The organism is Streptococcus gallinaceus, assembly GCF_024170225.1.
GTDB classification, from domain to species: domain Bacteria; phylum Bacillota; class Bacilli; order Lactobacillales; family Streptococcaceae; genus Streptococcus; species Streptococcus gallinaceus.
Genome location: NZ_JALJXU010000002.1, coordinates 261,926 through 288,044, shown reverse-complemented (window position 1 = coordinate 288,044; position 26,119 = coordinate 261,926). Strand labels below are relative to the sequence as shown.

27 protein-coding genes are annotated in these 26,119 nt (G+C 41.9%); 3 read left to right on the top strand and 24 right to left on the bottom strand.

Annotated elements, in window-relative coordinates:
* Positions 1 to 21: 21 nt before the first annotated feature.
* The 16 genes from J2T50_RS03880 to J2T50_RS03805 all read right to left on the bottom strand — a co-directional run bounded on the left by J2T50_RS03880 (position 22) and on the right by J2T50_RS03805 (position 14,632).
* Positions 22 to 1,254: an ABC transporter ATP-binding protein gene (locus J2T50_RS03880; RefSeq protein ID WP_253363931.1), complete on the bottom strand. Its 1,233-nt coding sequence runs from the start codon at positions 1,252 to 1,254 to the stop codon at positions 22 to 24.
* Positions 1,254 to 2,060, bottom strand: a complete 807-nt coding sequence (locus J2T50_RS03875; protein ID WP_253363930.1) for an ABC transporter permease — start codon at positions 2,058 to 2,060, stop codon at positions 1,254 to 1,256. The genes J2T50_RS03880 and J2T50_RS03875 overlap by 1 nt, the downstream gene beginning before the upstream one ends.
* Before the next feature lie 2 nt (positions 2,061 to 2,062).
* Positions 2,063 to 2,992 (bottom strand): glycosyltransferase family 2 protein, encoded by a 930-nt coding sequence (locus J2T50_RS03870; protein ID WP_253363929.1) that lies wholly within the window; start codon positions 2,990 to 2,992, stop codon positions 2,063 to 2,065.
* Positions 2,989 to 4,137, bottom strand: a complete 1,149-nt coding sequence (cps2T, locus tag J2T50_RS03865; protein ID WP_253363928.1) for a beta 1-4 rhamnosyltransferase Cps2T — start codon at positions 4,135 to 4,137, stop codon at positions 2,989 to 2,991. Before cps2T ends, J2T50_RS03870 begins: the two co-directional genes overlap by 4 nt.
* An 88-nt stretch (positions 4,138 to 4,225) precedes the next feature.
* Positions 4,226 to 5,080 carry a dTDP-4-dehydrorhamnose reductase gene (rfbD, locus tag J2T50_RS03860; protein ID WP_253363927.1) on the bottom strand — a complete coding sequence of 285 codons (855 nt, stop codon included), beginning with the start codon at positions 5,078 to 5,080 and terminating at the stop codon, positions 4,226 to 4,228.
* A 71-nt stretch (positions 5,081 to 5,151) separates the two neighbouring features.
* On the bottom strand, positions 5,152 to 6,339 hold the full coding sequence (locus J2T50_RS03855) for an MFS transporter (protein WP_253363926.1): 1,188 nt from the start codon (positions 6,337 to 6,339) through the stop codon (positions 5,152 to 5,154).
* Between the two features lie 98 nt (positions 6,340 to 6,437).
* Positions 6,438 to 7,301 carry an Rgg/GadR/MutR family transcriptional regulator gene (locus tag J2T50_RS03850; RefSeq protein WP_253363924.1) on the bottom strand — a complete coding sequence of 288 codons (864 nt, stop codon included), beginning with the start codon at positions 7,299 to 7,301 and terminating at the stop codon, positions 6,438 to 6,440.
* Positions 7,301 to 9,208, bottom strand: coding sequence for an ABC-F family ATP-binding cassette domain-containing protein (locus tag J2T50_RS03845; protein WP_253363922.1), 1,908 nt, complete (start codon positions 9,206 to 9,208; stop codon positions 7,301 to 7,303). Before J2T50_RS03845 ends, J2T50_RS03850 begins: the two co-directional genes overlap by 1 nt.
* Positions 9,209 to 9,282: 74 nt before the next feature.
* The gene (locus J2T50_RS03840; protein WP_253363921.1) at positions 9,283 to 9,558 is read right to left on the bottom strand and encodes a hypothetical protein; all 276 of its coding nucleotides are present in this window, start codon (positions 9,556 to 9,558) and stop codon (positions 9,283 to 9,285) included.
* A gap of 26 nt (positions 9,559 to 9,584) precedes the next feature.
* Complete coding sequence (locus tag J2T50_RS03835) at positions 9,585 to 10,376, bottom strand: alpha/beta hydrolase (protein ID WP_253363919.1); 792 nt, start codon at positions 10,374 to 10,376, stop codon at positions 9,585 to 9,587.
* A gap of 61 nt (positions 10,377 to 10,437) precedes the next feature.
* Positions 10,438 to 12,099 carry a ribonuclease J gene (locus tag J2T50_RS03830; RefSeq protein ID WP_253363917.1) on the bottom strand — a complete coding sequence of 554 codons (1,662 nt, stop codon included), beginning with the start codon at positions 12,097 to 12,099 and terminating at the stop codon, positions 10,438 to 10,440.
* Positions 12,100 to 12,323: 224 nt separating this feature from the next.
* Positions 12,324 to 12,617 carry a hypothetical protein gene (locus tag J2T50_RS03825; RefSeq protein WP_253363915.1) on the bottom strand — a complete coding sequence of 98 codons (294 nt, stop codon included), beginning with the start codon at positions 12,615 to 12,617 and terminating at the stop codon, positions 12,324 to 12,326.
* Positions 12,595 to 12,990: a hypothetical protein gene (locus tag J2T50_RS03820; protein ID WP_253363906.1), complete on the bottom strand. Its 396-nt coding sequence runs from the start codon at positions 12,988 to 12,990 to the stop codon at positions 12,595 to 12,597. The genes J2T50_RS03825 and J2T50_RS03820 overlap by 23 nt, the downstream gene beginning before the upstream one ends.
* On the bottom strand, positions 12,972 to 13,577 hold the full coding sequence (locus J2T50_RS03815) for a hypothetical protein (protein ID WP_253363904.1): 606 nt from the start codon (positions 13,575 to 13,577) through the stop codon (positions 12,972 to 12,974). The genes J2T50_RS03820 and J2T50_RS03815 overlap by 19 nt, the downstream gene beginning before the upstream one ends.
* A gap of 153 nt (positions 13,578 to 13,730) precedes the next feature.
* A complete protein-coding gene (locus J2T50_RS03810; RefSeq protein WP_253363902.1) occupies positions 13,731 to 14,210 on the bottom strand; it encodes a hypothetical protein in 480 nt (159 codons plus the stop codon).
* Between the two features lie 11 nt (positions 14,211 to 14,221).
* Positions 14,222 to 14,632, bottom strand: a complete 411-nt coding sequence (locus J2T50_RS03805; protein WP_253363900.1) for a hypothetical protein — start codon at positions 14,630 to 14,632, stop codon at positions 14,222 to 14,224.
* Positions 14,633 to 15,124: 492 nt separating this feature from the next.
* Here J2T50_RS03805 and J2T50_RS03800 point away from each other — a divergent pair, with 492 nt between their 5' ends.
* The gene (locus tag J2T50_RS03800; RefSeq protein ID WP_253363898.1) at positions 15,125 to 15,802 is read left to right on the top strand and encodes a CPBP family intramembrane glutamic endopeptidase; all 678 of its coding nucleotides are present in this window, start codon (positions 15,125 to 15,127) and stop codon (positions 15,800 to 15,802) included.
* Positions 15,803 to 15,862: 60 nt separating this feature from the next.
* Here the strand turns inward: J2T50_RS03800 and J2T50_RS03795 are convergent, their stop codons facing one another.
* The 4 genes from J2T50_RS03795 to J2T50_RS03780 all read right to left on the bottom strand — a co-directional run bounded on the left by J2T50_RS03795 (position 15,863) and on the right by J2T50_RS03780 (position 19,736).
* On the bottom strand, positions 15,863 to 16,621 hold the full coding sequence (locus J2T50_RS03795) for an ABC transporter ATP-binding protein (protein WP_253363896.1): 759 nt from the start codon (positions 16,619 to 16,621) through the stop codon (positions 15,863 to 15,865).
* A complete protein-coding gene (locus tag J2T50_RS03790) occupies positions 16,618 to 17,487 on the bottom strand; it encodes an ABC transporter permease (RefSeq protein WP_253363894.1) in 870 nt (289 codons plus the stop codon). Before J2T50_RS03790 ends, J2T50_RS03795 begins: the two co-directional genes overlap by 4 nt.
* A gap of 19 nt (positions 17,488 to 17,506) precedes the next feature.
* Positions 17,507 to 18,505 (bottom strand): tryptophan ABC transporter substrate-binding protein, encoded by a 999-nt coding sequence (gene trpX, locus J2T50_RS03785; protein ID WP_253363892.1) that lies wholly within the window; start codon positions 18,503 to 18,505, stop codon positions 17,507 to 17,509.
* Between the two features lie 640 nt (positions 18,506 to 19,145).
* Positions 19,146 to 19,736 carry a 3'-5' exonuclease gene (locus J2T50_RS03780; RefSeq protein WP_253363890.1) on the bottom strand — a complete coding sequence of 197 codons (591 nt, stop codon included), beginning with the start codon at positions 19,734 to 19,736 and terminating at the stop codon, positions 19,146 to 19,148.
* A 77-nt stretch (positions 19,737 to 19,813) separates the two neighbouring features.
* Here J2T50_RS03780 and J2T50_RS03775 point away from each other — a divergent pair, with 77 nt between their 5' ends.
* Positions 19,814 to 21,463: an Rqc2 family fibronectin-binding protein gene (locus J2T50_RS03775; RefSeq protein WP_253363888.1), complete on the top strand. Its 1,650-nt coding sequence runs from the start codon at positions 19,814 to 19,816 to the stop codon at positions 21,461 to 21,463.
* Positions 21,464 to 21,509: 46 nt separating this feature from the next.
* On the opposite strand, the gene J2T50_RS03770 is transcribed toward J2T50_RS03775, so the two are convergent.
* From J2T50_RS03770 to J2T50_RS03755, 4 genes are all read right to left on the bottom strand, one after another.
* Complete coding sequence (locus J2T50_RS03770; RefSeq protein WP_253363887.1) at positions 21,510 to 21,755, bottom strand: hypothetical protein; 246 nt, start codon at positions 21,753 to 21,755, stop codon at positions 21,510 to 21,512.
* 118 nt (positions 21,756 to 21,873) lie between these two features.
* Complete coding sequence (budA, locus tag J2T50_RS03765) at positions 21,874 to 22,590, bottom strand: acetolactate decarboxylase (protein ID WP_253364051.1); 717 nt, start codon at positions 22,588 to 22,590, stop codon at positions 21,874 to 21,876.
* On the bottom strand, positions 22,577 to 23,824 hold the full coding sequence (locus J2T50_RS03760) for a tetratricopeptide repeat protein (RefSeq protein ID WP_253363885.1): 1,248 nt from the start codon (positions 23,822 to 23,824) through the stop codon (positions 22,577 to 22,579). Before J2T50_RS03760 ends, budA begins: the two co-directional genes overlap by 14 nt.
* Positions 23,814 to 24,983: an AI-2E family transporter gene (locus J2T50_RS03755; RefSeq protein ID WP_253363883.1), complete on the bottom strand. Its 1,170-nt coding sequence runs from the start codon at positions 24,981 to 24,983 to the stop codon at positions 23,814 to 23,816. Before J2T50_RS03755 ends, J2T50_RS03760 begins: the two co-directional genes overlap by 11 nt.
* 131 nt (positions 24,984 to 25,114) lie before the next feature.
* Between J2T50_RS03755 and J2T50_RS03750 the strand changes: the two genes are divergently transcribed.
* Positions 25,115 to 26,119 (top strand): lactonase family protein, encoded by a 1,005-nt coding sequence (locus J2T50_RS03750; protein WP_253363881.1) that lies wholly within the window; start codon positions 25,115 to 25,117, stop codon positions 26,117 to 26,119.

Here is a 26,119-nt window from a genome sequence, read left to right as displayed (position 1 = left end):
AACTGAATTGGCCACTCTTTCTTATTTTTCATTGTGGAATGTCCACTGACCATTTCGCTGAATCAAGCCACTTGCTGAATCCAAGGCAGAAAGGTCATCTGGAGCAATATCATCACGCGCGATAAAGATAATCGGCATCTGAGTAGCATCCGAAAAAGCCAACATATTGCCATCTTGGTCACGGACTGTCACTTCTAATTTCATTTTCAAGTCATTAACTGTCGGCATCGAGCAAGTATAGTGCACCGTTTTGTGACCAGAACCTGACTGCTTGCTATCCATCGAGTTATCATTGTAAATCCAGATATTTCGGTCGATGTCTGTCAAGGACAGGGCGATATACGTCTCAATGTCTTCTAATACATCATAATCAATTTGAAAATGAATAGTATCTTTTGGTGTTATTTGAGCAGGACTCAAGAGCTGCAACTGGAAGTTCTCCACTCTTGCTTTTTCCTCCTCTACTTCTTCGACCACTTCTTCTGTTTCATGATTTTCATGGTGAAGAGGAGCTGTGTTATCAAAGCTGTATTGATTGGCTACATTTTCTGGATTGCCCAAAGCTTTTACCAAGCCATGCTCAATCAAGACTGCCTTGTTACAATATTTTTTTACTGCGCCCATGTCATGGGTTACAAGGATAGTTGTCTTGCCGCTTTTTTTGCGCTCCATGAAATAATCATTACACTTACGCTGGAAGGCTTCGTCTCCGACCGCAAGAACTTCGTCCAAAATCAAGATATCACCTTGTGCCTTGATAGCTACGGAAAAGGCAAGTCGCACCTGCATCCCGCTTGAGTAGTTCTTGAGTTTTTGGTTCATGAAGTCTTTCAACTCTGCAAACTCGACAATATCGTCATACATGCTATCAATTTCTTCAGTTGTGAAGCCAAGCATAGCTCCATTCATGTAGACATTCTCACGACCAGTCAATTCAGGGTTGAATCCGACACCGAGCTCGATAAAGGAAACTAATTTCCCATCAATGGTTACAGAACCTTTTTCAGGCTCATAAATCTGAGAAATGATTTTTAAGAGAGTAGACTTACCTGAACCATTTCGTCCAACAATCCCAAAGAAATCTCCTTTTTCAACTTCAAAAGAAATGTCTTTTAGAACATGTTGTTCCCGGTAGCCTTTTATTCCTTTAAAACGGTTGACCATAGCTGTTCGCAAGCTGTAGGTCTGTTCTGTCGGCAAGCGGAAAAACTTGCTGACATGGTCTACTTTTACTGCAATATTTTTGTCTGTCATTAGATAATCTCCGCAAAACGTTTGGCATTTTTATTGAATACCATCAAACCAATCGCAAAAACAAAAACTGGAACCACATATGGGAAAAGGATATACATCCAGTTATGTGACAATTGCCAGATTGGAATATTAGCTCTATCCATCAAGATATAACGTGCATCTTGGATAATCTGTGCGAGCGGGTTGAGCATGATGAGTTTAGCAGCTAGCACACTGCGCTCTCTAACAAATCCAATTGAGTAGATGATTGGCGTTGCATAGAGGCCTGCCTGCATCACAACTTCCCAAATTTGTCCCAAATCACGGAACTTCACAAAGAGGGCAGACAAGAGCAAGGCTACACCAAAGGCCAAAAGGAAGAGCTCAATAAAGAGGAATGGGATAAAAGCAACCAGGCTCCACTCAACCTTTACACCGTTGATAGCTGCAAAAATCAAGACCACAATCAAGTTTATAGCAAAGTTAATCATGGCACCACAAATAGCTGATAAGACGATAATATGTTTAGAAAAATTCAGCTTACGAAGCAAATCTCCTCGGCTGACAATCGAAACCATCCCCATATTGGTCGCTTCAGAAAAGAAAGACCAGATGACATTCCCTAGCAAGAGGGCAACTGCAAAGTGAGGCACGTCATTCCCCATACGAAGAAAGTGTATAAAGACAGTATACATAATAGCAAAGAGCATCAGCGGTTTCAAAATGGACCACATGTAGCCGACAACACTACCCTGGTAGCGTAATTTAAAATCTGTTTTAATCAATTCTTTCAAAAGAATACGATTTTTCTTGGAAAAAATATCCATGATTACTCCTTATAGGCAAATTTTGTTAGTATTAAAACGGTGAAAACAAAGGTATGAAAAGCCTTGTTTTTTCTAAATCCATAGCGTCTCAGCACCCGTGCTCTCTCCAAGAATCCTTTTTCCATGATGTCCACAAAGGCCTGAACCATTTCACGATTTTCAGGAGATAAGGGATGGGATAGGAGGTAACGTGCTTGTAGCTGAGTACCTTTTATAAGACTCCAATATTTGGAAAATAAGAGCTGTGGACGAATCCAATTTTGCATCCGTTTTGACAAAGTACGGGCTCCAAGGACATTGCTATCGTGCTGACGATATAACTCGCCAGCCTTGTCGATGTAAACTAGTTTACCAAAAGCCGCTGCCAGTAGTGCTAAATACCAGTCGTGCATAAGAATTTCTTCATCACCTTGCCACAACTGTGCCAAGCTATGATTGATCATCATAGTGCCACCAGTGACCGTGTTTTCAGTCAGTTCTTGGACCAATTGTGTATTAGCATGATGTGACTGACTACGAATCATGGACTCAGAACTTACCTTTAAGTCTTGATTAACCACTTTCAGGTCTGTATAAATGAGCAAGGGCTCCTCAGCTGAATAGTGATCGGCTTCTGCCAAGGTCATGGCAATTTTTTCCGGCAACCAGATGTCATCCTGATCAGAGAAAAAGTAGAGGTCAGCCTCTTCGTATTTCAGCAGAGTATAGAAATTTTTGATAACCCCGTAGTTCTTGCGCTCCCTAGCATTAATGAACCGAATACGACTATCCTCTTGAGCAAATGCTTGAATAATCTCAGGAGTTTGGTCACTCGAACCATCATCTCGTATCAACAGAGTCCAGTCTGTAACAGTCTGCTCTTGGATACTTCGTATCTGCTCAGCTATAAAACGTTCACCATTATAGGTGGACATGAGTATGTTTATCTTCATTTTAAAAACAAGTCCTCGTATTGGCGGACAATCTTCTCCCATGTATAATCTGCTCGCATGTGAGCCTTGGCTTTCTGCCCCATTTCCTGATTTTCAACCGACTGATCTACTTGGTCAATCAAAGTTGCCAACTGACCTGCGGATTTTGTCCAGTAATAGGCTGTATCTTGAGCAACCTTGCGATTAAAATCAACACCCAGAACCAGATTTTCATTGGTATGGGACAGTGCTTCAAGAAGACCAGGATTGGTTCCACCCACTTCGTGTCCGTGTAAATAGGCACGCGCTTCTTGCCGGATGTACTTCAGCAAGTCCTGATCATAAACCGTTCCTACAAATTTTATCCGAGCATCACCTTCAAAACCTGTTTCCTGTTTCAATTGGTCAAAATAAGCGGAACCTTGGTGATTGCAAATAATGACCAAATCTCGCTTAGTTTGCGACTTCATAAACTCACGAATGATGGTTTCGTAATTGTTTTCAGGCACAAAACGCCCAACAATCAGAAAATAGTCCTTTTCCGTCATCTTCCATTGTTCAAAAAATTGGCGCACTTTTGAATCTTGCTTAGTCAGGCTAGTCTCTTCCAAATCCGTTCCGTAAGCAATAAAAGCCGTCTTGGCCCAAGGATAAGCTATTTGAATATAGTCTTCAATTCCCTCATTATCAGAAATCACCAAGTCCGCATGGCGCGTCATGGCCTTTTCTGAATACTTGAGGTAGGCTTGTACTGGCTTGGCCCACTTGCTACGCTTCCACTCTAAACCATCTGGATTGATAAAAAGTTGCCCACCAATTTTGTGGATTTTTCGAGCAAAGGGCGCAATAAAAGCCCCGATGGTATTGCCCAAAATATACAAAATCGGCTCTTGAATCTGCTCTTTTTTGATGATGTCCAAGGCATAGGCAATGGCCATCATATCATAAGCGATGACACGAGCAGGTCCTAGTTTAGGTGGATTAACAGTAAAACAATCCACTCCCATATAGTCACTATGTTCATGATGGCTGTCATCCGAAAGACAAGCTACATGATACCGAATGTCATTTGAAATGCGGCGGGAAACTAGTTGTTCAACAAAGGTCTCAAACCCGCCATACTTGGCTGGTAATCCACGACTACCAATAATAAATACGTCTTTCATAGTCCTAACTTCTAAAAAGTATAATCAGATTATTATACCATAAATCAGACCGAATAGATAGAAAAAAGCAGGCTATCGCCTGCTCTGATTATTTATCCTGACCTTGTTTATAAAAGGCTTCTAGGGCTTCCTGCCAAGTTGGAATATGGAAACCTGTTGCTTTTGCTTTTGCCAGACTCATAGTTGAATTGAGTGGGCGTTTGGCTTTAGCTGGGAATTGGTCTGAAGAAACTGGATTAACTGTAACAGCTTTGTCTTTCAAGATTTCTACTGCAAAATCATACCAGCTGATTCCTTTTTCTGAATCATTTGACAAGTGGTAATAACCGTATTCTTCTTTATGGTCTACCAAGTATATCATGAATTCAGCCAGGGTACGTGTCCAAGTTGGACGGCCAAATTGGTCGTTGACAACGCCAAGCGTATCGCGTGTTTCAGCCAAATTTTGCATGGTGAAGACAAAGTTTTTACCATAATTTCCGAATACCCATGCTGTACGAATGGTGTAGAATTTTTCTGCGTATTTTTCTACCGCTTCTTCACCCAAGCGTTTGGCACGACCGTACTCTGTTTGTGGGTTGGCTGGCTCATCCACTTCTAATTCTAAACCAACTGGTTTTTGACCTTCAAAGACATAGTCTGTTGAGATATAAACCAAAGTTGCATTATATTTTGCAGCTGCTTTTGCGACATTTTCAGTCCCTGTAACATTGATTTTGTAGTTGAGTTCTTTTCCTTCGTCTTCAGCGGCATCGACTGCTGTGTAGGCTGCGCAGTGATAAACGATTGTTGGCTTCACTTCTGCAAAGAAGGCATCGACTTTTGATGCGTCGGTGATGTCCATTTCTGCTACGTCTGCAGCGACATACTCAATCCCACGTTCATCCAAGAGATGACGCATTTCTGTACCAAGTTGACCATTTGCTCCAGTAATTAAAATCATGGTGTTCTCCTTTTAACATTCATTTCCTCCTAATTATACCAAAAATGCAGGCACTATGTATCAATTCAGCCTTAGATTTCCCGTTTTGTCAGTAACATTCCCATTAGAGCAATCAGAAATACACCTCCACCAATCCAGAAAAAACTAGTTAATTGAACTGCATGGGGAAGAGCTGATATGAGCCAAGTCCCTAGTGGCATAAAGAGGATTGCTACGGTAAAGACACCTGAAAATACACGCCCCATTAATTCATTTGGCACTCTCATCTGAATTTGACTGAGAAAATGAATGTTGAAAATAGTCATGAAAAATTCGGTAATGACATTTCCACCAAAAGAAATCCACACTGGAACCGATGCAATCGCTGATAAGCCTAACACCATAACACCTAGACCGCTCAAGCCAAGATTGAGCAATAAGTTGGTCATCGAGCCCTTGATTTTCCCAGAAACAAAGGCTGCCAAGATGGAACCAATGGCACCCAAGGTCAGCAAGCTAGCGTAGGAGCCATCTTGATGATAGAGTTGGTCTGCAAAGGGTAGCAAATAAGCAAATCCAGCTAAAAGAAAATTAACCAAGGCTGCTAATACCAGTAGAAACAAAACCTGTTTTTCATGATAGATATAGACTAACCCATCCCAAATATCCTTGAGAATAGCCTTGACAGTCAGTCCGCTATTGGCTTGAACTTGAAAATGGCTCTCTTCTGGCTTAATAGCCATTACCAAGAAAAATGACAGCAGGAAACTGAGCGCATCAAGCAATAGAGTCACCCGCAAACTCGTAAAATGAATCACGAGAAATGAAAAAATGGGTGACGCCACTCCAATAACCTGTAAAACAGCCTCTAACTGCGCATTATAGCGAATAATCTCATCCTTTTCGACCAATTCTGTGATATACGATTTATTGGCAATCCGCGAAAATGAACTGGAAATGGCAAGAACAATATTGACAATCACCAGCGCATAGAGCATGATGGTATCGTTTGAAATAAGTGCTGCTACCGTACAGGCAAGGGCACAAAGCAGAGACGTTGTTAGAAGAATCTGTCTCCTCTTAAATCGGTCTACAATAGCTCCGCTGATGGGATTGAAAATAATGGACGTTACCGTGTCAGCCATTTGGTAAAATGCCAAAAACTGCTGCCCAATCGCTCCCATGGAAGCCAGCCAGACGCTATTGCCATAGTCATAAAAAATATTCCCAATCTTGTTGATCGCTCGACTGGTTAAAAGCTTTAAAATCGTTTTATTCATCTAAAAAACCTCCTACATTCTAGACAGTATTATAGTCTAGTTTGTTAGAGGGTTTTTATTTTTTTGCATATGTGGGAATACAAAAATTATTTCCACATTCACTCTTCTCCTACATGCTTATCAAAATGTTTTTGATAGGTACGAGCATGGTGGTGGTTGTTGATCCAGACCATGGCTTGGATAGCGTGCTGCATGTCTGTTTTTCCGCTTACATTTCCATTTTTATAGGTAAGAAATCCTTTGACATAAAGGTAAATCAAGCGGTGATAGGCATTGCGTTCATTGGACAAAAGCGGCTCTAAAATTTGGTCATAACCCTGCGCCTTGACCAATTCTCCGCGCTCCGTCAGGGTTAAAATGATGTTAAGCAAGGTCACCTCGACTAGATTTTTATGAGTGGGCATATCCATGTAAAAGTCGCGTCGACCAACCACTTCATCCACCAGGCGACACATCAGATCCGTCTTGTAATATTGATATAAATTACCAATCAAAATCAACTCATCAATCTGCCAATCCTCGGTGCAAAAAAGATGGTCTGATACGATACCCAAATCCTGCTCAGTCATCTGCTGGCTAGCGTCCAGGTCACAAATGGCTCCTTGAAGCAAGATAGCATTGAGCTGGGCACGCTTGTTTTGCGGTTTTTCAATATAAAGGTTCTGCTGACCAGCCTTTAACTGGGCCAATGTCGCCGTGTCTTCTTGATAATGAGCGCAAGCCATTTGAGCCATGAGGTGAATCTGGTCATTGCGTCGATAATTGCTGACTCGGTTCATAAATTGACTTGGCGTTAGCTTCAACTTTTCCAAAACATGAAAAAATTTTGAAATAGACAGGTCTGATTCCCCACGTTCAAAGCGCGACAGCTGAGAAACCGAGACTTGGTCGTCAGCCAGCTCGGTCAAAGTCAGTTGCTTGTTCAGACGAAACTCTTTGAAAATCTCTCCGTAATTTGGCATTATTCTACCTGCTCACTAAGGCTTTCCCACTCTTCCATCAGCTCCATTTGCTCGGCCTGAATAGCATCCACTTCTTTTTGCAAATCAGCTAGAAGACCGATATCGTTTGTCGACAGCATGCTGTCATGGATTTCCAACTCACGCGCCTCAATGACCTCAAGACGTGCTTCGATTTCTGCAATCCGACGAGTGAGTTTGCGGAGTTCTTTCTGATTGGCCTTTTGCGCTTGGTAATCGTCTCCATTGGACTGAGCTTCCGCTAAAGAAGCGGCAGGTGTGGACTGGGCCTCCGCCATAGCTTCTAACTCCGCCTTTTTCTCTACGTAGTAATCGTAATCACCAAGGTAAAGGGTAGAACCATCCTCGGAAATTTCCAGCACTTTTGTCGCCACACGATTGATAAAATAGCGGTCGTGACTGACAAAGAGAAGCGTCCCGTCAAAGTCAATCAGAGCATTTTCTAGTACTTCCTTACTATCAATGTCCAAGTGGTTGGTCGGCTCGTCCAGAATGAGAAAGTTGTTGTTTTCCATGGATAATTTTGCCAAAAGCAAGCGAGCGCGTTCCCCACCAGAGAGCATAGACACTGACTTTTTGACATCATCTCCTGAAAAGAGAAAGGCACCCAACCGATTACGGATAGCCACCTCGGCTGTTGTCGGAAAGGCGTTCCACAATTCATCCAAAACTATATTTGTCCGCGTTAGATTGGACTGATTTTGGTCATAATATCCAGCTTCTACATTGGCGCCAAAAGTTGCACTTCCTTGGATAAATGGAATTTGTCCTACGATGGATTTGATAAAGGTTGATTTTCCGATACCATTTGGTCCAACGATGGCAATGGCATCTAGTTTTTTGACATCTAGTGAGATGGGCTGGGCTAAAATTTCCTCACCGTATCCGATAGCTGTATCCGCGACGGTCAAGACGACGTTCCCAGAAACCTTATCTGCCTGAAAGGTCATATTAGCTGACTTTTGTCCCTGAGTCGGCTTGTCCAATCGCTCCATCTTCTCTAGCTGCTTGCGTCTAGCCTGAGCTCGTTTGGTGGTAGATGCACGCACAATATTGCGCTGAACAAAGTCTTCTAACTTGGCAATTTCCTTTTGTTGCTTCTCAAAATTCTTTTCTTCAGTTGCCAATTTCTCCGCTTTTAAATCCATAAAAGTAGAGTAATTTCCCACATAACGGTCCAATGAATGCGTGTTCAAATCATAGGTAATCGTCGCCACCTTATCCAAGAAGTAACGGTCGTGACTAACGATAATGAGGGCGCCTTGGTAATTGACCAGATAAGATTCCAGCCAGGCAATGGTCTCAATATCCAAGTGGTTGGTCGGCTCATCCAGCACCAAAAGTTCTGGTTTCTCTAGTAGCATTTTGGCCAGCGCCAAGCGTGTATTTTGCCCGCCAGACAAGTCTGAAATCTGCATGCCCCACATAGTTTGGTCAAACTTAAAGCCATTCAATATGGCACGAATGTCACTTTCATAGGTAAATCCGCCACGAAGACGGAAGTCTTCTGATAGCAGATCATAGCTTTTCATGAGCTGGTCCAGTTCCGCACCTGCTACTTCTCCCATCTGCAATTCCATGGCACGTAGGCGTTTTTCCGTTTGACGTAAATTATCAAAGACATGAAGCATTTCATCATAAATAGTATTTTCTGATGAAAAACGGCTATCCTGCGCCAAGTAAGACAAGGTCAGGTCACGCTTGGTATTGACGTCACCCGATGTCGGCGCCTCTTCTCCCACCAGAATTTTCAAGAGAGTCGACTTACCCGCACCATTTCGCCCGACAAGAGCAATCCGATCGCGTTCATCCACCTGAATCGTAATATTATCAAAGAGCACATCTCCTGAAAAGGAACGCTCAATTTTATTTCCACTAAGTATAATCATGAATTTATTGTATCAAAAAATGAGCAATGAAGCCATATGGAAGATGAAAAAAGGCGGTTTGAACCGCCTTGTATTTACTTATTCTTTGAAAAGAAGGCCAAAGAATTAACCAGTATAAGAATCCCTATAAACCACCACAAAATTGAGCTCATCATTGGCATGATGTCCAGCAATCCACTCCAATCCTCGTGCAATACACGACTAGCACTATCAGAATAAAAAGCACATATCGTCAAGGCAGCCAGAGATATACTGACAAATCCCAACCAGACCACATGCTTGCGATAAAAAAGACAAAGCAGATTCAGTACGGCACTAATAACAGCACCCGCTCCAAATAATAACCACATTGCGCTCTCCTTTATACTGCATTTCCTTACGACAATCTTTCTTCTTTAACATAGTTGATTGGCAACATTTCTAAGAAAATCTCAATCTGTTTTTCCCAATAATACCAGTCATGCGTGCCCAGTGCATGGTCATAAGTGAGTTCTAGACCGAGATTGGTCATTTCATTGACAGCTGTTTGAGTTGAAGCATAGAGGAAATCTTCCTCGCCACACCAAGCGTAAAACTTAGTTTGTCCATCATGCTCACCAACTACATTGGTCAAAATATGCTCCGAGCCAGACAAGTCGTCCAATTCTCCAAAGACACCTTGCCAATAAGTCCGATCGCCATCCGTCAACTCAGTCACGTCCAAGCCTGCTAAGCCTAGACCGATAGCCCCTGAGAAGGAACCGGCATAGGAAAAACGATTGGTCTTGAGAGCAATCTTATAGGCACCATAACCACCCATGGACAGACCTGCGATAAAGGTCTTCTCTCGCCTCTGTGTCATATTGGGGAAGAAACGCCGCAAGATTTGAGGCAACTCCTCCGCAATAGCATCATAGTAGTTGAGACCTGAAGCGGTGTTGGTATACCAAGCATTGTCCGAATTGGGCATGACAACAATCAAGTTGGTATGACGAACCAGCCGTTCTAGATTGGTTCGACCTGTCCATGAGTTCTGATTGCCATTCATGCCATGAAGCAAGTAGAGGACTGGAATATCGGTATCAGCGGCTTCCTCGGCTGTCACCTCGCTACTATCTGGATAAATGACCGTCACCTCACGGTACTGCATAAGAGCTTCTGAATTGTATTCGATGCGCATTGTTGCCATATCTCGTCTCCTTTTGATAGAAAAATTCCCTCTGTTGAACAGACAATATCGGGAATCGGCTTTATTTCACTTCCATAATCACCGGCAGCACTGCTGGACGGCGTTTGGTTTGGTCATAGAGGTATTTAGATAAGTCATCACGGACAGCTGACTTGAGTTCTCCCCAGTCAAAACTATCTTTCGTGAAGTAGTTTTCCACAGCATTGTTCACGACATCTACCGCTTCACGCAAGATATCTTTGCTCTTCTTAACATAGACAAATCCACGAGTGTGTACACGCGCCTTAGAAATAATCTTCTTCTCCCGCTTATTGACCGTGATTGCCACAATAAAGATCCCATCTTCCGACAAAATCTTACGGTCACGTAGGACAATATTGCCCACATCACCGATAGCATTTCCGTCAATCATGACATCGCCTGCTGGCACGGAACCATTGTGAACAAAATCTCCCTGCTCATAGCTCATAACGTCACCACGTTTGACAATGAAGATATTTTCTGGGAACATGCCAATCTCCAATGCAGCAGTGGCATGGGCATCGAGTTGACGGTACTCACCTTGAATTGGGAAGAGGAATTTTGGTCGAAGAATATTGAGCATGAGCTGCAAATCACGCGCATTCCCGTGACCAGACACGCGCAGATTTTTTGTAATGGATTTGACCACACCACCCGCTTGGTAAATCATATTTTCTACACGAGCCACAACTGCTTCTTTTGAAATGCTTGGTGTGGTAACAATGTACACCAAGTCCCCGTCTTTGATTTCCACATAGCGGTGACGACCGATAGACATCTTACGAAGACCATTCAAAGGCTCTCCCATTCGACCTGTTTCAAGGATGATGAGTTCATTATCTTCAAATTTAGACATTTCCTTTGGTTTGATCAAGAGGCGTTCGCTGACCAGACGCAATTTTTTTAAGTTAATAGCCGTGCGAACGATATTTTCCACATCGTGTCCAGTTAGGACAACGCGACGACCAGTTGCTTCTGCCGCATCAAAAATTTGTTGAATACGAGCGATATTGCTGGCAACAGCCGCCACAATGACACGGCCATCCCAATCCGCAATCGTATCCAAAATCTCAGTAGCTTCCTCGTGCATGCTAGCCACTTGCACATGACTTTCCGCATTGGCTGAGTCAGACAAGAGTGCAAGGACACCCTCACGGCCAATCTCTGCTAAGCGGGCAAAATCAGTCTTGTAAAATGGATCCGCTGCCTGGTCAAACTTGAAATCACCGGTATAGACGATATTTCCTTCATCTGTTTTAACCACGATTCCCAAGCTTTCTGGAATTGAGTGAGTTGTTTTAAAGAAAGAAACTTGTGTTGACCCAAAATCAATCTCAGCCTTGGCATTGATGACGTGGAAGTCGTTAAATTTCTTGGTTGCTGGATAATTTTTTACGAATAATTTAGCCAGTTCAATGGTCAAGTGCGAGCCAAAAACAGGCACCTTCACTTTTTCCAACAAATAGGGCAAGGCACCGATGGCATCCGCATGCCCGTGTGTCAAGAAGACACCTGCAACACGTTTTTTATTTTCCACCAAGTAATCAAAATTTGGCACGATGACATCCACACCCAACTGTTCATTTTCAGGATATTTGAGTCCGGCATCCAAGACAAAAATCTGGTCATTGACTTCAGCGATGTAGAGATTTTTTCCGTTTTCTCTCACACCACCCAAGGCAATAATTTTTATTTCACTCATGTGAGCTCCTTTTGAGTTTATTTTTTTACTAACGGCCCTTGCGTCCAATTTTTCTTTGGTTGGCAAGTCGAATTACAGCTTGCGATTCATCGCATATCAACTATATTATACACTGTTTTCATCATTTTTTCAAAAAATGTGAGAACTGATTCTTTAAAAAAGAATCTGCGGCAGTAGACTTCCCCATCCTACTCACGATCAAATAAAAAAAGAGGTCACCCTCTCTAGATATCATTATAGGATACTACTGTCTCTTTTACAGTTTCTTCCATCTTCGTCCGAAATTGCCCAGAAATAGCTGTATCCATCTGCTTATTTACTTGTTGAATTATCGATTTAGTGCTAGTCGCTTCTTTCTTTGCCTTACTAGTGAACCAAGATAATTGTTCTTCTTTTGATGCAATGGCTGCAGACGCCTCTGCCAGAATTCGTTGTCGTTCCAACATTTTTCGCATTTGCATTAAGGCAAATTCATACCCTTTTTCTGTGTAGTATTCATTCATCGGTGCTTGCATCATATTGCCTCCTGATTTCTGTAAGCTCACTTTCTAGAACCATCTGATTCCGACGAAATGACTGAGTCGCATTCTCTCGTTCTTGCTCCAATTGTCCCATTTTCTTATGGAAAATATCCTCTGATTCACGATGTAGCTGTCTTGTCAGTGCATGAAAGTCATCCAACTGACATCCATCATGGGAAAAACGTTTCAAACTATGATAGAGTTTCTCCTCTTCAACTTGCATCATTCGCTCCAAGATTCTACGACGAGAAGTCACTTCCTCTTCTTCTCGATCAATCTTGCGCAGGTGTTGCTGAAAATGAAGCCCCATCTCCTCTAACTCCTGCTCCTTCTTTCGTATATCTTCATAGATTATATGCTGTTTGTCCATCCTGTAAACTCCTTGGCGAAAGATTGATCACGAGCTTCCAATTCCGACACACCACTATCAATCTGTTGTTTGAGCATTTGAAAGTCTTCAGACAACTGACGAAATTTATCGGAAACACTGGCTGTTTTGGTTTGAAAATCATCTACAAAAGCAGAACGACTGACCCCTCTAGAAGCAAAAAGTGACTCCACTTCCCAATAAGTCAAAGCACTATAGGAATGAAAATCAATCTGACCCCAAATAGCTTCTACTTCTGCATCTGCTTTTTTCTTCAACTTCGCAACCTTAGCCGAACCTAACTTAGCCGCCTCTGCCATTGACCGCGACAAGACCATACACTGAGCCGCATCCAAGAAGAGTTTTTCGGAACTCGTTAGCTTCCCACCAGATTTTTTCCATTTTTTCTTGAGAGAAGCGAAGCGTTTCATGTCTTCTCGAAGTCCCTGTTGGACTACAGTCGACAAGGGAAAAACTATTTTCCCTCCTTTTTTATCCAACGTACGCCCTGTTTTAGGATCGAAATACCAGTCCGATATATCGTGAGAACTTCCTTTTACCCATTTAATGGTCCCCATGTCATTCAACATAAATTGTTTGCCATTATAATCATTAAAATGCGTAACAGAGTCATCCGTTTTCCGGTAGTTGATAAAATCAGATAAATGGTTCTGAATATAGTCTCTTTCTTCATCCGTTAGGGAATCATAGCGAAACCATCCATTAAAGACAGTGGTGGGAATCTAATGATGTGCGCCAACTTTTAACATATAAGCAGATTGAGAATAGCCCGATAACTGGGCAATGGTATATTGTTTCTTCAAATCTCCAATCCATTTAGAAACCACTGGTTCTTGTGGAGAAGGACTATTAGGAAAGGAAGCAACGACCGCTCCCAATGTATCTTTTCTCTGTCCATCTGTTGAAAACCCAAAATCAGTGGCAGCAGCAATTACTGCAACATTTGTAATATCAACCTTCCCATCAATCATCGGAGCTACTGCCATACCATCAAAACCTGTAGCCTTGTCAACTTTTGTGGCTAGTACTTTGAATTGTTGGCCATCTGGAGTTTGGAGAATATATTTCCCTTTTTGATTAGAATCGTAAGGTATTATTTTTATAGTGTTATTCCGACTAACAAAATTAGAATTTACACTATATACCATATGACCCTTATTAAAATTATTTAAGTGTTGATCAGTATACTGAAACGATACCATACATCCTCCTCTTAGATTACTCTATTACTTTCATTAGAATAGGTCACTTTCACCTGTTGAGTAGTTATCCCCTGATGGTTAGCTAAAATATTCGATTCTTGTTCAGATAAAATCCCTCCTCTGTTTATCTCATACTCTCGACCATGTTCCAAATTATATTTAACTTTATCTCCATTAGTGAAGACTAGTTCAACGAAACACGACCAATCTCCTGGTTTTACCGTTTTTACTGGGTTGGATATTTTGATGAACTCTAAATCACTATATGAATTTTTCAAGGTATTAACCAAAGAAATTTCATATTCTCGATTACGATTTGCTTCAATTTCCTCTTGCTTTATATGATTCAAACTAAACATAATGATTCCTCCTACTAATAGACACAGTAACGCACCGATTGTAAACTTTTTCCGTTTTGACATAGCATTCTCCTTTTTATTTAGTATATCATAAACAAATATATTTATTTATATTGTACCGAACCTGACTAAGAATAACCAATCCACCTTTCCAATAAAGCTGCTTACTCTGTTTCTGTTTTGGTGAGTACTTATCTCAAGCAAAATTGCTATGCTCTAAACATGGCAATATGTTTGACGGACAATCCGACCTTGCGAACAGCATGATAGTTCTGACACAGAAACAGCAAACCATGCTAATAACATGTCCCTTTTTCCACTGAACTATCAACTCATGCAGACGACATGATAACTTTTTCAATTGGAAATACAAGTATGAAAACTTGGTGGTAGAAACCATCCGTTTTATATGAAATTTTAAGAAATTATATTGACTTTTAATCATCAGCAGATTATAATCTATCTATCAATCGCGACCAATTGATGAAAAAGAATAATATTTTACATAATAAGCACTTCAAATTTTTTTGAAGTAGCTTAGAAGGAGATGGGAGCATGTTTAAGAAAAATCCAGAACGCACTAAATTTTATTATCTAGCAGCTATCGTTTTATTGTTAGATATGGGAATCCAAAATATGATTTTGAGTTTAGACTTTATTCAGAAATTATCTGAGTTTAACTATCAATTCATTCAATCGATTTTGACATTGATTATTGGTATATTCGCAACATGGATTATTTGGAAATATGGGAATAGGGAGATTTTCCAGTTTCAGTTCAAAGGATCTTATATTGGCTACTTTATATTGTTCCTGATTTGTCACATAATTTGGACAATCATTACCGCTTTATGTTTTCCGGTTACTCAAAATCAGTCTGGAATATTGGATTTGCTCTCTACATCTGATAGCACTACAAATATTCTAGTAATATTCAGTATCATACTCATTAGTCCTTTTTGTGAAGAGATGGTTTATCGTGGTATTATCATGGAGATATTTAAACCCTTTAAAAAGTATTATTTAGATATTGTAGCTTCAGTCGTTCTATTTTCCTTGCTTCATATTCTGTGGAATGGATTACAAATAACAGATTTTATGTCTTATTTGGCTCCAGGGATCATACTGTCTATCTATTTTAGAAAGACCAAGTGTATTTATTATCCAATTATTTATCATACTTTTTGGAATTCACTTCCCTTCTTGATTCATTTTTTAAGACAAGTTCTATAAAAAATACCACCATGGAGAAATCCTCGGTGGTATTTTGATGTCTTCGTTAACATTCCCTACTCATTCAAAAAATTGATAGTAATCTTCCAGTTTCATCTGGGATTTTTCATCGTGGGCCATGTCTTGCACGATATTTCCATCCTTCATGACAATGAGGCGGTTGCCGTATGTGAGGGCATCCTCCATGTGGTGGGTAATCATGAGCGCTGTCAGCTGACTAGCCTCAATCAACTCTTGTGTCAACTGCATGAGAGAGACACTAGTTTTGGGGTCTAGAGCAGCCGTATGCTCATCGAGCAGCAGCAAATCTGGCTGAGTCAAGGTAGACATAAGAAGGCTGAGCGCCTGACGTTGCCCACCAGACAAGAGTCCCGCAGGTGTTTCCACATGTTTTTCCAATCCATTCCCAATCCGTCCAAGCAAGCGGGTAAATTCATCCGTATATTTTGGCAGATTACGCGAAACTAGACCTCGTTTTTGTCCACGGAACTTGGCAATCAGGAGATTTTCTGCGACTGTCATCCGGGGTGCCGTTCCCATTTTGGGATCTTGGAAAACACGAGCAAGGTATTTGGCACGTTTTTCTGCAGGCCAATTTGTCACGTCTTCGCCTAGGATATACACCGTACCGCTAGACAGGAGCAGAGTTCCTGCGATGACATTGAACAGAGTGGATTTCCCAGCGCCATTTCCTCCTAAAATCGTAATAAAATCGCCTTCGTAAATAGTCAAGTTGACATTGTCCAGGATGACTTTATCTTCATCAAAGCCATTGTTGACAATCTTGGTTGCATTTTTTAATTCGACAATTGCTTTCATCGTGATAAGGTCACCCCCTTAAAGAATTTTTCTTTGAGCACTGGTATAAGAAGACAGAAAGCCAAGACTAAAGCACTAAAGAGTTTCAGGTAATTGGTATTAAAGCCAAGCGCAATCACTGCTGTAATCAAAAATTGATAGAAGATGGAGCCGACAACGATGGCAATCAGACGTTCAAGCAAGGTCAGATTTGTAGAATAAAGAACTTCTCCGACGATGATGCTGGCTAGGCCGATGACGATAACCCCAATCCCTTTTGAGATATCAGCGTAACCATCTTGTTGGCTGACGAGCGCTCCTGCAAGGGCAATCAGGCCATTCGAGATGACTAAACCCATCACTTCCATTCGGTCCGTATTGATACCAAAACTTTTGGCCATGTCGCGATTATCACCCGTTGCAATATAGGCTTGTCCAACGCGCGTGTAGAGGAAATAAATCAATCCACCAATCACCACCATCACTGCTATCAATCCTAAAACCAAGAGATTTACATCCGCTTCAAATGGTAAAAAGTTTGGCAAGGTCTTGATATCTAGCAATCCGAGATTAGCCCGTCCCATCAGCATGAGCATGATAGAGTTGCAAGAAGTCATGACCAAGATTCCCGCTAAAATCGTTGGGATTTTACCTTTTGTGTATAAAAGCCCCGTAGCAAGTCCTGCCAAGCAACCAGCCAATGCACCAGCTAAGGTCGATAAGAGCGGGTCAAATCCATGATTCATCAGCGTTACCGCCACAGCTCCACCGAGTGGAAAAGAACCTTCTGTCGTCATGTCTGGAAAATTTAATATGCGGAAGGTTAAGTAAATCCCCAAACCGAGAATTCCCCATAATAACCCTTGTGATACCGATGAAATGATCATATCTATCTCTTTCTACCTTCTATTTTTCTTTAACAGCAATATCTGCCGTGTCAAGCAAATCAGACGGAATGGTAATTCCTAAGTCTTTTGCTGCTTGTAAGTTCAATGTCGGTATTCCTGTGTTGACCACATTGACTGGGACATCCACTACTTTTTTACCTGCCAAAAGTTTAACTGCGATCTTCGCTGTCTCTGTTCCCAAGCCGTATTGACTTTGAGCGACAGAGGCGATAGAACCTTGTTTGACCATCGTGTCTACGCTCGAATAAACTGGAATTTTTGCAGGCGTTGCTTCTGAGATAACCGTTGGAAAGGCACTGGCAATCGTATTGTCCTGCGGTACAAAAATAGCATCTACCTTGCCTGCCATAACGCCGACTGTCGTTTTGATTTCATTTGTAGAAGGAACAGCAAATTCTTCCACAGTGAGACCTGCTGCCTCTGCATATTCTTTGAATGTTTTAACTTGTGAAACTGAGTTATCCTCGCTACTTGAGTAGAGAACTCCGACTTTCTTCACATTTGGTGTGATTTTTTGGATGAGTTCAACCGTTTGCTTGAGCGGAACTTGGTTCGAAACTCCTGTGATATTGGCTTCTGGTTTTTTCAAATTTTTAACCAATTTAGCTCCGATAGGGTCTGAAATTGCACCCATTACAACCGGAATTTCTAAAGTTGCTGCTGCCAAGCCTTGAGCTGCTGGAGTCGCAATCCCGATGACCACATCGTTCTTATCGCTGACCAATTTTTTACTCATGGTTTGAATCTTACTTTGGTCACCTTCTGCATTGAGAACTGTCAATTTGACATTGCTACCGTCGTAACCTGCATCTGCCAAGCCATCTTCGATTCCCTTTTCAATCTCATCTAAGGCTTCATGGGTCACAAACTGCAAAATCCCCACCTTAACTACCTTATTCTCAGGCGATGTCGTTTCCTTTTTCCCGTTGAAATAAAGGGCACCCGCCACCAAGACAACCAAACCAATCAATGTTCCAATCAACGCTTTATTTTTCATGCTATTTCTCCTAAAAATTTTATTCCGATGTAAGTACACATTTCCTATTCACTTTTATTGTCCCTAAGCGACGCCATCGTTTTTTCATATCATTTCTCCTTCATTGTGGAATTCATCTTTCTAAGACCTGCTACCTTCTGCGAACGCGCAATCATTCAGAATGTTAAGGTTCACAGTTCTCACTGGGTTCGAACTGCGTCAATTCCCCTAAATTCAATGGCGGGGCAATGCACCTTATTTCATTAAGAACTAAACTGTTCGTAGTCCTCGCTAAGCTCGAACTGCGTCAATGTCTCTAAGCTCAGATGCGTCATTCTGACTTTCCTCACTAAGAGCCATAGAAAAACCCTCGCATACTAAATAGTATGCGAGGGCGAGAATCCGCGGTGCCACCTCACTTATGGAATTTGTCTAGAATACTCCCATATCTCCATCTCCTCTATCAAGGAGTTGCACGGTAAGGTGTGCCGACCGAATTCGCATTGTTTTGAATTCCATTTTAGCATCAGCCCATTTCCTAGAAGTCCGCTACTTGTTCGCAATAACCACAAGCTCCCTGAAAACTTTCGTCTAGTACTTTTCTGATTGAGTATTATTCTACGGTTTTATTTTTTATTTGTCAATAGTTTTTTGTAATTTTTTAATCCAACCAACCAGATAAGTCCAGTCCTGAAAATGGATTGTGGCTAGACTGATCTTGCTTTTCCAATAACAGCTTGTTTTGGTCGAATTCTAAAAATTGTTGATAGACGAGGGCTGTCATGCGTGCATCTTCTAAGCTATTGTGACTTTGTCCTTTAATTCCTAAAAAGGTAGAAACCGTTGACAAGCGCAAATTAGCAATGCCGTTTAAGTCTCTACTTCTACGCTCAAATGCTTCATCATAGACATCAATTGCATACTGATTTTGCAAATCAAGACCATTTTCAGCCAACAGCGGAAGGTCACTCTTATGGGCATTGTAGCCAATCAAAGAAGTATCTCCTACAAACTTCGCAAATGATGCTAACACCATTTCTAACTTGGGAGCCTGCTGAATCTTGTCTGCTGTAATACCCGTCAAGCCATTGATAAAGCTTTGCAAGGGAACATCCGTGTAGGCATAGGAGTCAAAGTGTGCTACTTCTTGCCCATTTTCGAACTGGACTGCGGAAACTTGGATAATGTGACTGACTTCATTGACCGTATTAAACTCCAAATCAAAGGCGATATATTTTTCTAATTCTTGCATAACTTCTCCTTTTCTCCATTTTACCACATCTATAGGGACTTATGTTATACTAGAAGGACTAGAAAAGAGGAGAAACCATGTCTTTCGACGGATTTTTTTTACATCACATGACACAAGAATTGCACAGCCAGCTTTTAGGTGGTCGCATTCAGAAAATCAATCAACCTTTTGAACAAGAACTGGTGCTGGGAATTCGGAGCAATCGTCAAAATCATAAGCTCTTGATTTCTGCACATTCTGTTTTTGGACGAATTCAATTGACCAATACTGAATTTGCCAATCCAAAGGTGCCCAATACCTTCACTATGATTCTACGCAAATACTTGCAGGGTGCGGTTATCGAAGACTTACGCCAGCTGGAAAATGACCGAATTTTAGAAATTGCTGTGTCCAACAAGGACGAAATCGGTGACCAGATTCAAGCTACTCTTGTCGTTGAAATTATGGGCAAACACAGCAATATTATCTTGGTTGACAAGACCGAAAATCGCATTATCGAAGCCATTAAGCATGTAGGATTTTCACAAAATTCCTACCGCACCATTCTTCCTGGCTCAAGCTATATCCGACCTCCGCAGACGGATGTCCGCAATCCATTTGCCATTTCTGACGAGAAGTTATTTGAAATCTTGAGTACACAAGACCTTGGTCCAAAACAGCTACAAAGTCTCTTTCAAGGTTTGGGGCGAGATACGGCGACAGAATTAAGTCAGCTTCTAGTCACGGATAAATTAAAGAATTTCCGACAGTTCTTTACTGCTCCTTGCCAGCCAAGTCTGACGGAAAAATCCTATGCAGCTCTGCCATTTTCCGATAGCCACCAGAGTTTTGACAATCTCTCCCAGCTTCTAGATACTTACTATGCCGACAAGGCCGAGCGCGACCGCGTCGCCCAGCAGGCCAATGAACTCATCAAGCGAGTGGCCAGTGAGCTAGAAAAAAATCGTAAAAAATTGGTCAAGCAAGAGGAAGAATTGACTGCGACCGAAAATGCAGAGGAATTCCGCCAAAAGGGCGAGCTCTTGACCACCTACCTTCATCAGGTTCCAAATGACCAGCCTAGCGTCACTTTGGACAATTATTATACAGGGCAGCCCCTAGAAATCGCACTTGATGTGGCGCTTTCTCCCAGTCAAAACGCCCAACGTTATTTCAAAAAATACCAAAAATTAAAAGAGGCTGTCAAGCATTTGTCTAGTCTCATTGAAGATACAAAGGCCACGATTCTCTATCTGGAAAGTGTGGAGACTATCCTCGGTCAAGCCAATCTATCTGAAATTGACGAAGTTCGCGAAGAACTCATCGAGACAGGGTACCTCAAGCGACGCCACCGTGAGAAAATTGCCAAACGTCAAAAACCAGAACGTTACTTGGCAAGTGATGGTAAGACGATTATTCTGGTTGGGAAAAATAATCTGCAAAATGATGAATTATCCTTCAAGATGGCTAAAAAAGGAGAACTGTGGTTCCATACCAAGGATATTCCAGGGAGTCACGTCATCATCATGGATAATCTCGATCCCAGCGATGAAGTCAAGACAGATGCCGCAGAGCTAGCTGCCTATTTCTCAAAAGCCCGACTGTCAAATCTCGTTCAAGTGGACATGATTGAAGCAAAAAAACTCAATAAACCAAGTGGTGGCAAACCCGGTTTTGTGACCTATCGTGGTCAAAAAACACTGCGCGTGACACCGACCGAAGAAAAAATAAAATCCATGAAACTCTGATCAGCACAAAAATACCTAGAAAGGACCATCCCTTCTAGGTGTTTTTTTATTTTGAAACAAGTTGTTGACACCAACCCAGCCACTTTTCCTTGTAGTCACTGTTGGAGAGTTGGCGTTGTTCCAAATCAGCAATAGTATTGACACCTCGCTCTTGGCAAGCTTGGACACATTTCCAATAGAAATCCCAATCCAAATCGTCTTCATCCCAAACAACGGAAATCGTCTTTTTACCTGATTCGTAAGCTAGATAAGCTCGGCTATGACCATCCGTTAGAAAAATCTTCCCGTTCATTTCTTTTACAGGTAGAGGCTCCAACGGATAGTCATCAAACCATTCTCCAACCGCTTTTACCTTCTCTTCAGATAGGTAAAATTAACTCGGTTGCAAAGATAAAATATCGAGTTCCATCTCATTCCACCTTATTAATATCTTCGCGGATTTCCTTGGCGTTGAATTTTGCGAAAAGGTATTCGCGATCTTGTACCGGGAATCGCTGATCCAGCTGATTTACGGCACCAATCTCAACATGCCCATTTACAATCACATAATCCATGACGTGCCCGCCAAAGCTATGGTCATCTGAGATAAAATGCAAGTGATACCCCGCTACACTGACCCCGTGAAAAATTTCAGGCGTCCAAATTCCGACAATGGTTCCAGCAATATTTTCAGCTGTATACTCTGGCTGATGCGTTGCTACTTCCGCAAATTTTTTATCTGGAGTAGAACGCGGAATCATGCGTACATGCATCTTGGAAAATTGCCCCTTAATCTTAATCGAACGAAAAAGATTTTCCCCGTCATAGTAGGACTCAATCCGCTGGTGCAACTCTTGGTCCGTCATTTCAAATCGCTGCTTGAAGATAACTTCTGGCTGATGAAAAATCACTGCCGCATAGGGAACCTTGGTTTCTCCACTAACTTCTACTACTTGTGGTTGGTCTCCGGAACCCTTTGCCTGATAAGCCTTTCCATCTAGGACAATCAACTCTCCGTCAATCGAGTCCAAGGTTCCCAGCCCCAAATCGCCATGTTCTAGCAATTCCTCCACTGTCAGCGAACCGCCATAGAGACCTGCCATCAGGGCGCCTAAAGTATTGTATTGAAATAATTTATTGGTCTCCATCATGATTCACCTCGTTGTAAAATTCCTGCATAATCAAGTCATCCGGTACCAAGTGCAAATAACGGTGCGCTAATTCTTTGGCAAGCTGGATATCACCTTCCAATCGCAAGGCCGCAATGTAGTCTGCCAAAAATTCTGGATTATCCGCTAAATCTTCTCGCAACTGATCATAAATTTCCAGTGCTGCTTCATCCTCTTCCAATGCCTGATAGGCTTTGGCAATATTCCAACGCGCCACAACATTGTCCAGTTCTTCATTATTTAGCGCAACTACCTGATCGTAACGCTCTTGCTCAAGATAGAGGTTAGTCAAGCGCAAGGTCACTTCATTTTGGTCTTCTGCCACTTCTTGTGCCTTCAAAAGATAGTCTTCAGCTGCCTTGCTATCATGCAATTCATAAGCATACTGGGAAGCCAAAAGGAGCAAGACTGTATCAAAATCATTCTTAGCCAAGCCTTTCTCGACCATATCCAAAGCTTCTTCAATCTTATGCTCTGCGCGCAGGGATTGAGCATAGGCATACTCATAGCCTTCAAAGTCAGGGTTGATGGTATCCAACTGCTTGTAGTAGAGATTGGCTTTTTGGTATTCTTCTTGGTCATACAAAATGGTCGCTAGCTCAAAGACTGTCTGGTCTTCATACTCCAGCTCAACAGCCTTTTCCAAGTACTCAATTGCTGCTTCAAATTTTCCAAGGCTGGCATAGGCAATCCCGATTCGTTGATAAGTCGAAACCCCTGTCATCTCATAGATATCGCGATTATCCAAGAGGGCATAGTGCACCACAGCTTCTTTAAATTCGCCCAGTTCCATTTCCAACTCGGCTAAACCAAATAAGATAATGGGTTCATCCGACAAACTAGCTGCCTCTAGCAATTTCTCACGTGCAACATCTGCCAAGCCTTCTGACTGATAGAGATCCGCCTTGACCACCAATGCCTCCAAATAATAAAGACTGTCTGGTCCAATGGCTTCAAGGTATTCAAAGGCTTCTTCAATCGCTCCATCTTCATTGGCAATCTGGGCCAAATTCAGATTCACTTCTGGAAATTCATCTCGTATTTGCAGATAAATTTCCTTGGCTTGTGGAAAAAATCCAATGGATTCCAAATAAGCTGCCAAGTCAAACAAGGTCTCACTGTCATCTTGTTCCAAGGCACGTTTAAAATATTTATTGGCATGAGCTAAGTCTTGCTGGTCTAGAGACACCAACATTTTTTCACTATTCTTCATTTCCGATACTTACTTCTTTCTCTTCACTGTACAAACCACTATAATTCTTATACCATTCAAAAATAGCCGTCACGACAACCTTGATTGAGGCATAGATTGGAATTCCCAAAAGCACACCCAGCACACCATACATTTGCCCTGCAGTCAGGAGCACAAATAAAATGGTAATCGGATGAATACTAAGAGAAGACCCAATAATCAACGGCGTTACAAATCGTCCCTCAACCGTCTGCTCTACCATAAAGACAATCAGCACCTTAATCAACATGAAAGGTCCTGCAATTAGCCCCAAGACAACGGCTGGAATCATGGCTAAAAAGGAACCCAAATAAGGAATAAGATTGAGAAAACCGGCCATAACTCCTAGAGTAAGCGGGTATTTGAGCCCAATTATGGTAAATAAAATGGAGAACATGAACGCAACAATGGCCGCAACTGTCACCTGCCCTCGAACATAATTAGACAACTGCCCATTCACATCCGTCAAGACACGACCGACCGAAGCCCGCCATTTGACTGGTAAAAATTTAGTAACATGGTAATTGAGATGCTTGCCATCCCGCAGCAGATAAAAGAGGATAAAAGGCATAATCAGAATGGCCACAATAATATGCGAAGCCGTTGAAATCAAATTCCCAGCCCAGTTTACCGCACTAGACGAGAACTTCTGTGCATAGGAAATAATCTGTGCATTGACATTATCCAAGCCCTGCACAATAGTCGGGCGCAGCGCCTCGAAACGCTGGTCCTTGAGCAAGGAATTTACTTGTGACTCAACCGTTTTAATATAATTCGGCACATTTTGGGCAAAAGAAATCACCTGTTCTTGAATCGTTGGCACAGCAACTGCAACGCCCCAAACCAGCAGCAAAGCAATCAAAATAAACAAAATCGAAATCGCCACTGTACGGGAAATCTTGTATTTTTCTAACCAATCAACGATGGGATTTAACAAGTAAAATAAGAGTCCTGTCAAAATCATTGGCAAGAGAATAATATTTAAAAAATCACCAATCGGTCGTAGAACAAAGCTCACCCTGGTAAACATCCAAATCGTCAGCAAAACCAAAATAGTCACTAAGAAAAAAGTCACTACCTGATTGTTCAGAAACAAATGGAAAAACCAGCTATCTGCAAATTTTGGTCGTTTCTCTTTCATACCAACCTCCACGATTTATTTCTTATATTGTACCATTTTCACAGTCTATTTTATCAGAAAAGACTTGTAAGCGAGCGACTTTCTCCTAATTTTATGATATAATCATAAAAAATTACCAGCGAGGATCCGATATGACTTTATATTTTGGCAGCTATACGCGACGACTTTCCAAAGGTATTTATTCTGCAGATTTCAATGAAGAAAGTGGTCTATTGAGCAATCTTCAGCTTCTTGCCACAGAAGACAATCCAACCTACCTTGCATTTTCACAAGCGGGCAATCTCTATACAGTCGGTTCTGAAAATGGGCAAGGGGGTGTTGCAGCCTTTGACGCTCATTTCCAACCGTTGAATCATGTGGTAACAGATGGCGCTCCCCTCTGCTATGTTTCAGTGGATGAGGACCGCCAACTGGTCTACGGAGCAAACTATCACAAAGGCCAAATTTTTTCTTACAAGATAGAAAGTGATGGTTCACTTCGTTTGGCTGACACCGTACAACACCACGGTTCTGGTCCCCATGAAAATCAACAAAGTGCCCACGCTCACTTTGCAGACCTAACTCCTGACCATTACTTGGTAACCTGTGACTTAGGAATAGATTCTGTCATTACTTATGATGTTTCGGACGAGGGAACATTGACAGAAATCGGCCACTACAAATCCGCTCCTGGTGCTGGTCCTCGTCATATCGTTTTCCATCCAACTGCAAAACTCGCCTATCTCATTTGCGAATTAAATGCTTCGATTGAGGTGCTGATTTACGACGGCGTGGGACAATTTGAGCTCCTGCAAACCATATCGACATTGCCCGCAGACTATACTGGCCCAAACAATACAGCAGCCATTCGGATTTCAAAAGATGGAAAATTCGTCTACGCTTCCAATCGCGGACATGATTCCATCGCAATTTACCGCACACTTGGCGATGCGACCCTCGAGTTGATCGACATCCAGTCAAGTCTTGGACAGATTCCCCGCGATTTCGCCCTCGTTTCCAACGACAGCTATCTCATCGTTGCCCATCAAGATTCTGACAAGGTAACCGTCTTCAAACGCCATCCAGAAACTGGACTTCTCACAGAAATTCCACAAGATTTCGAAGCACCTGAAGCAGTTTGCATTCTTGAAAACTAA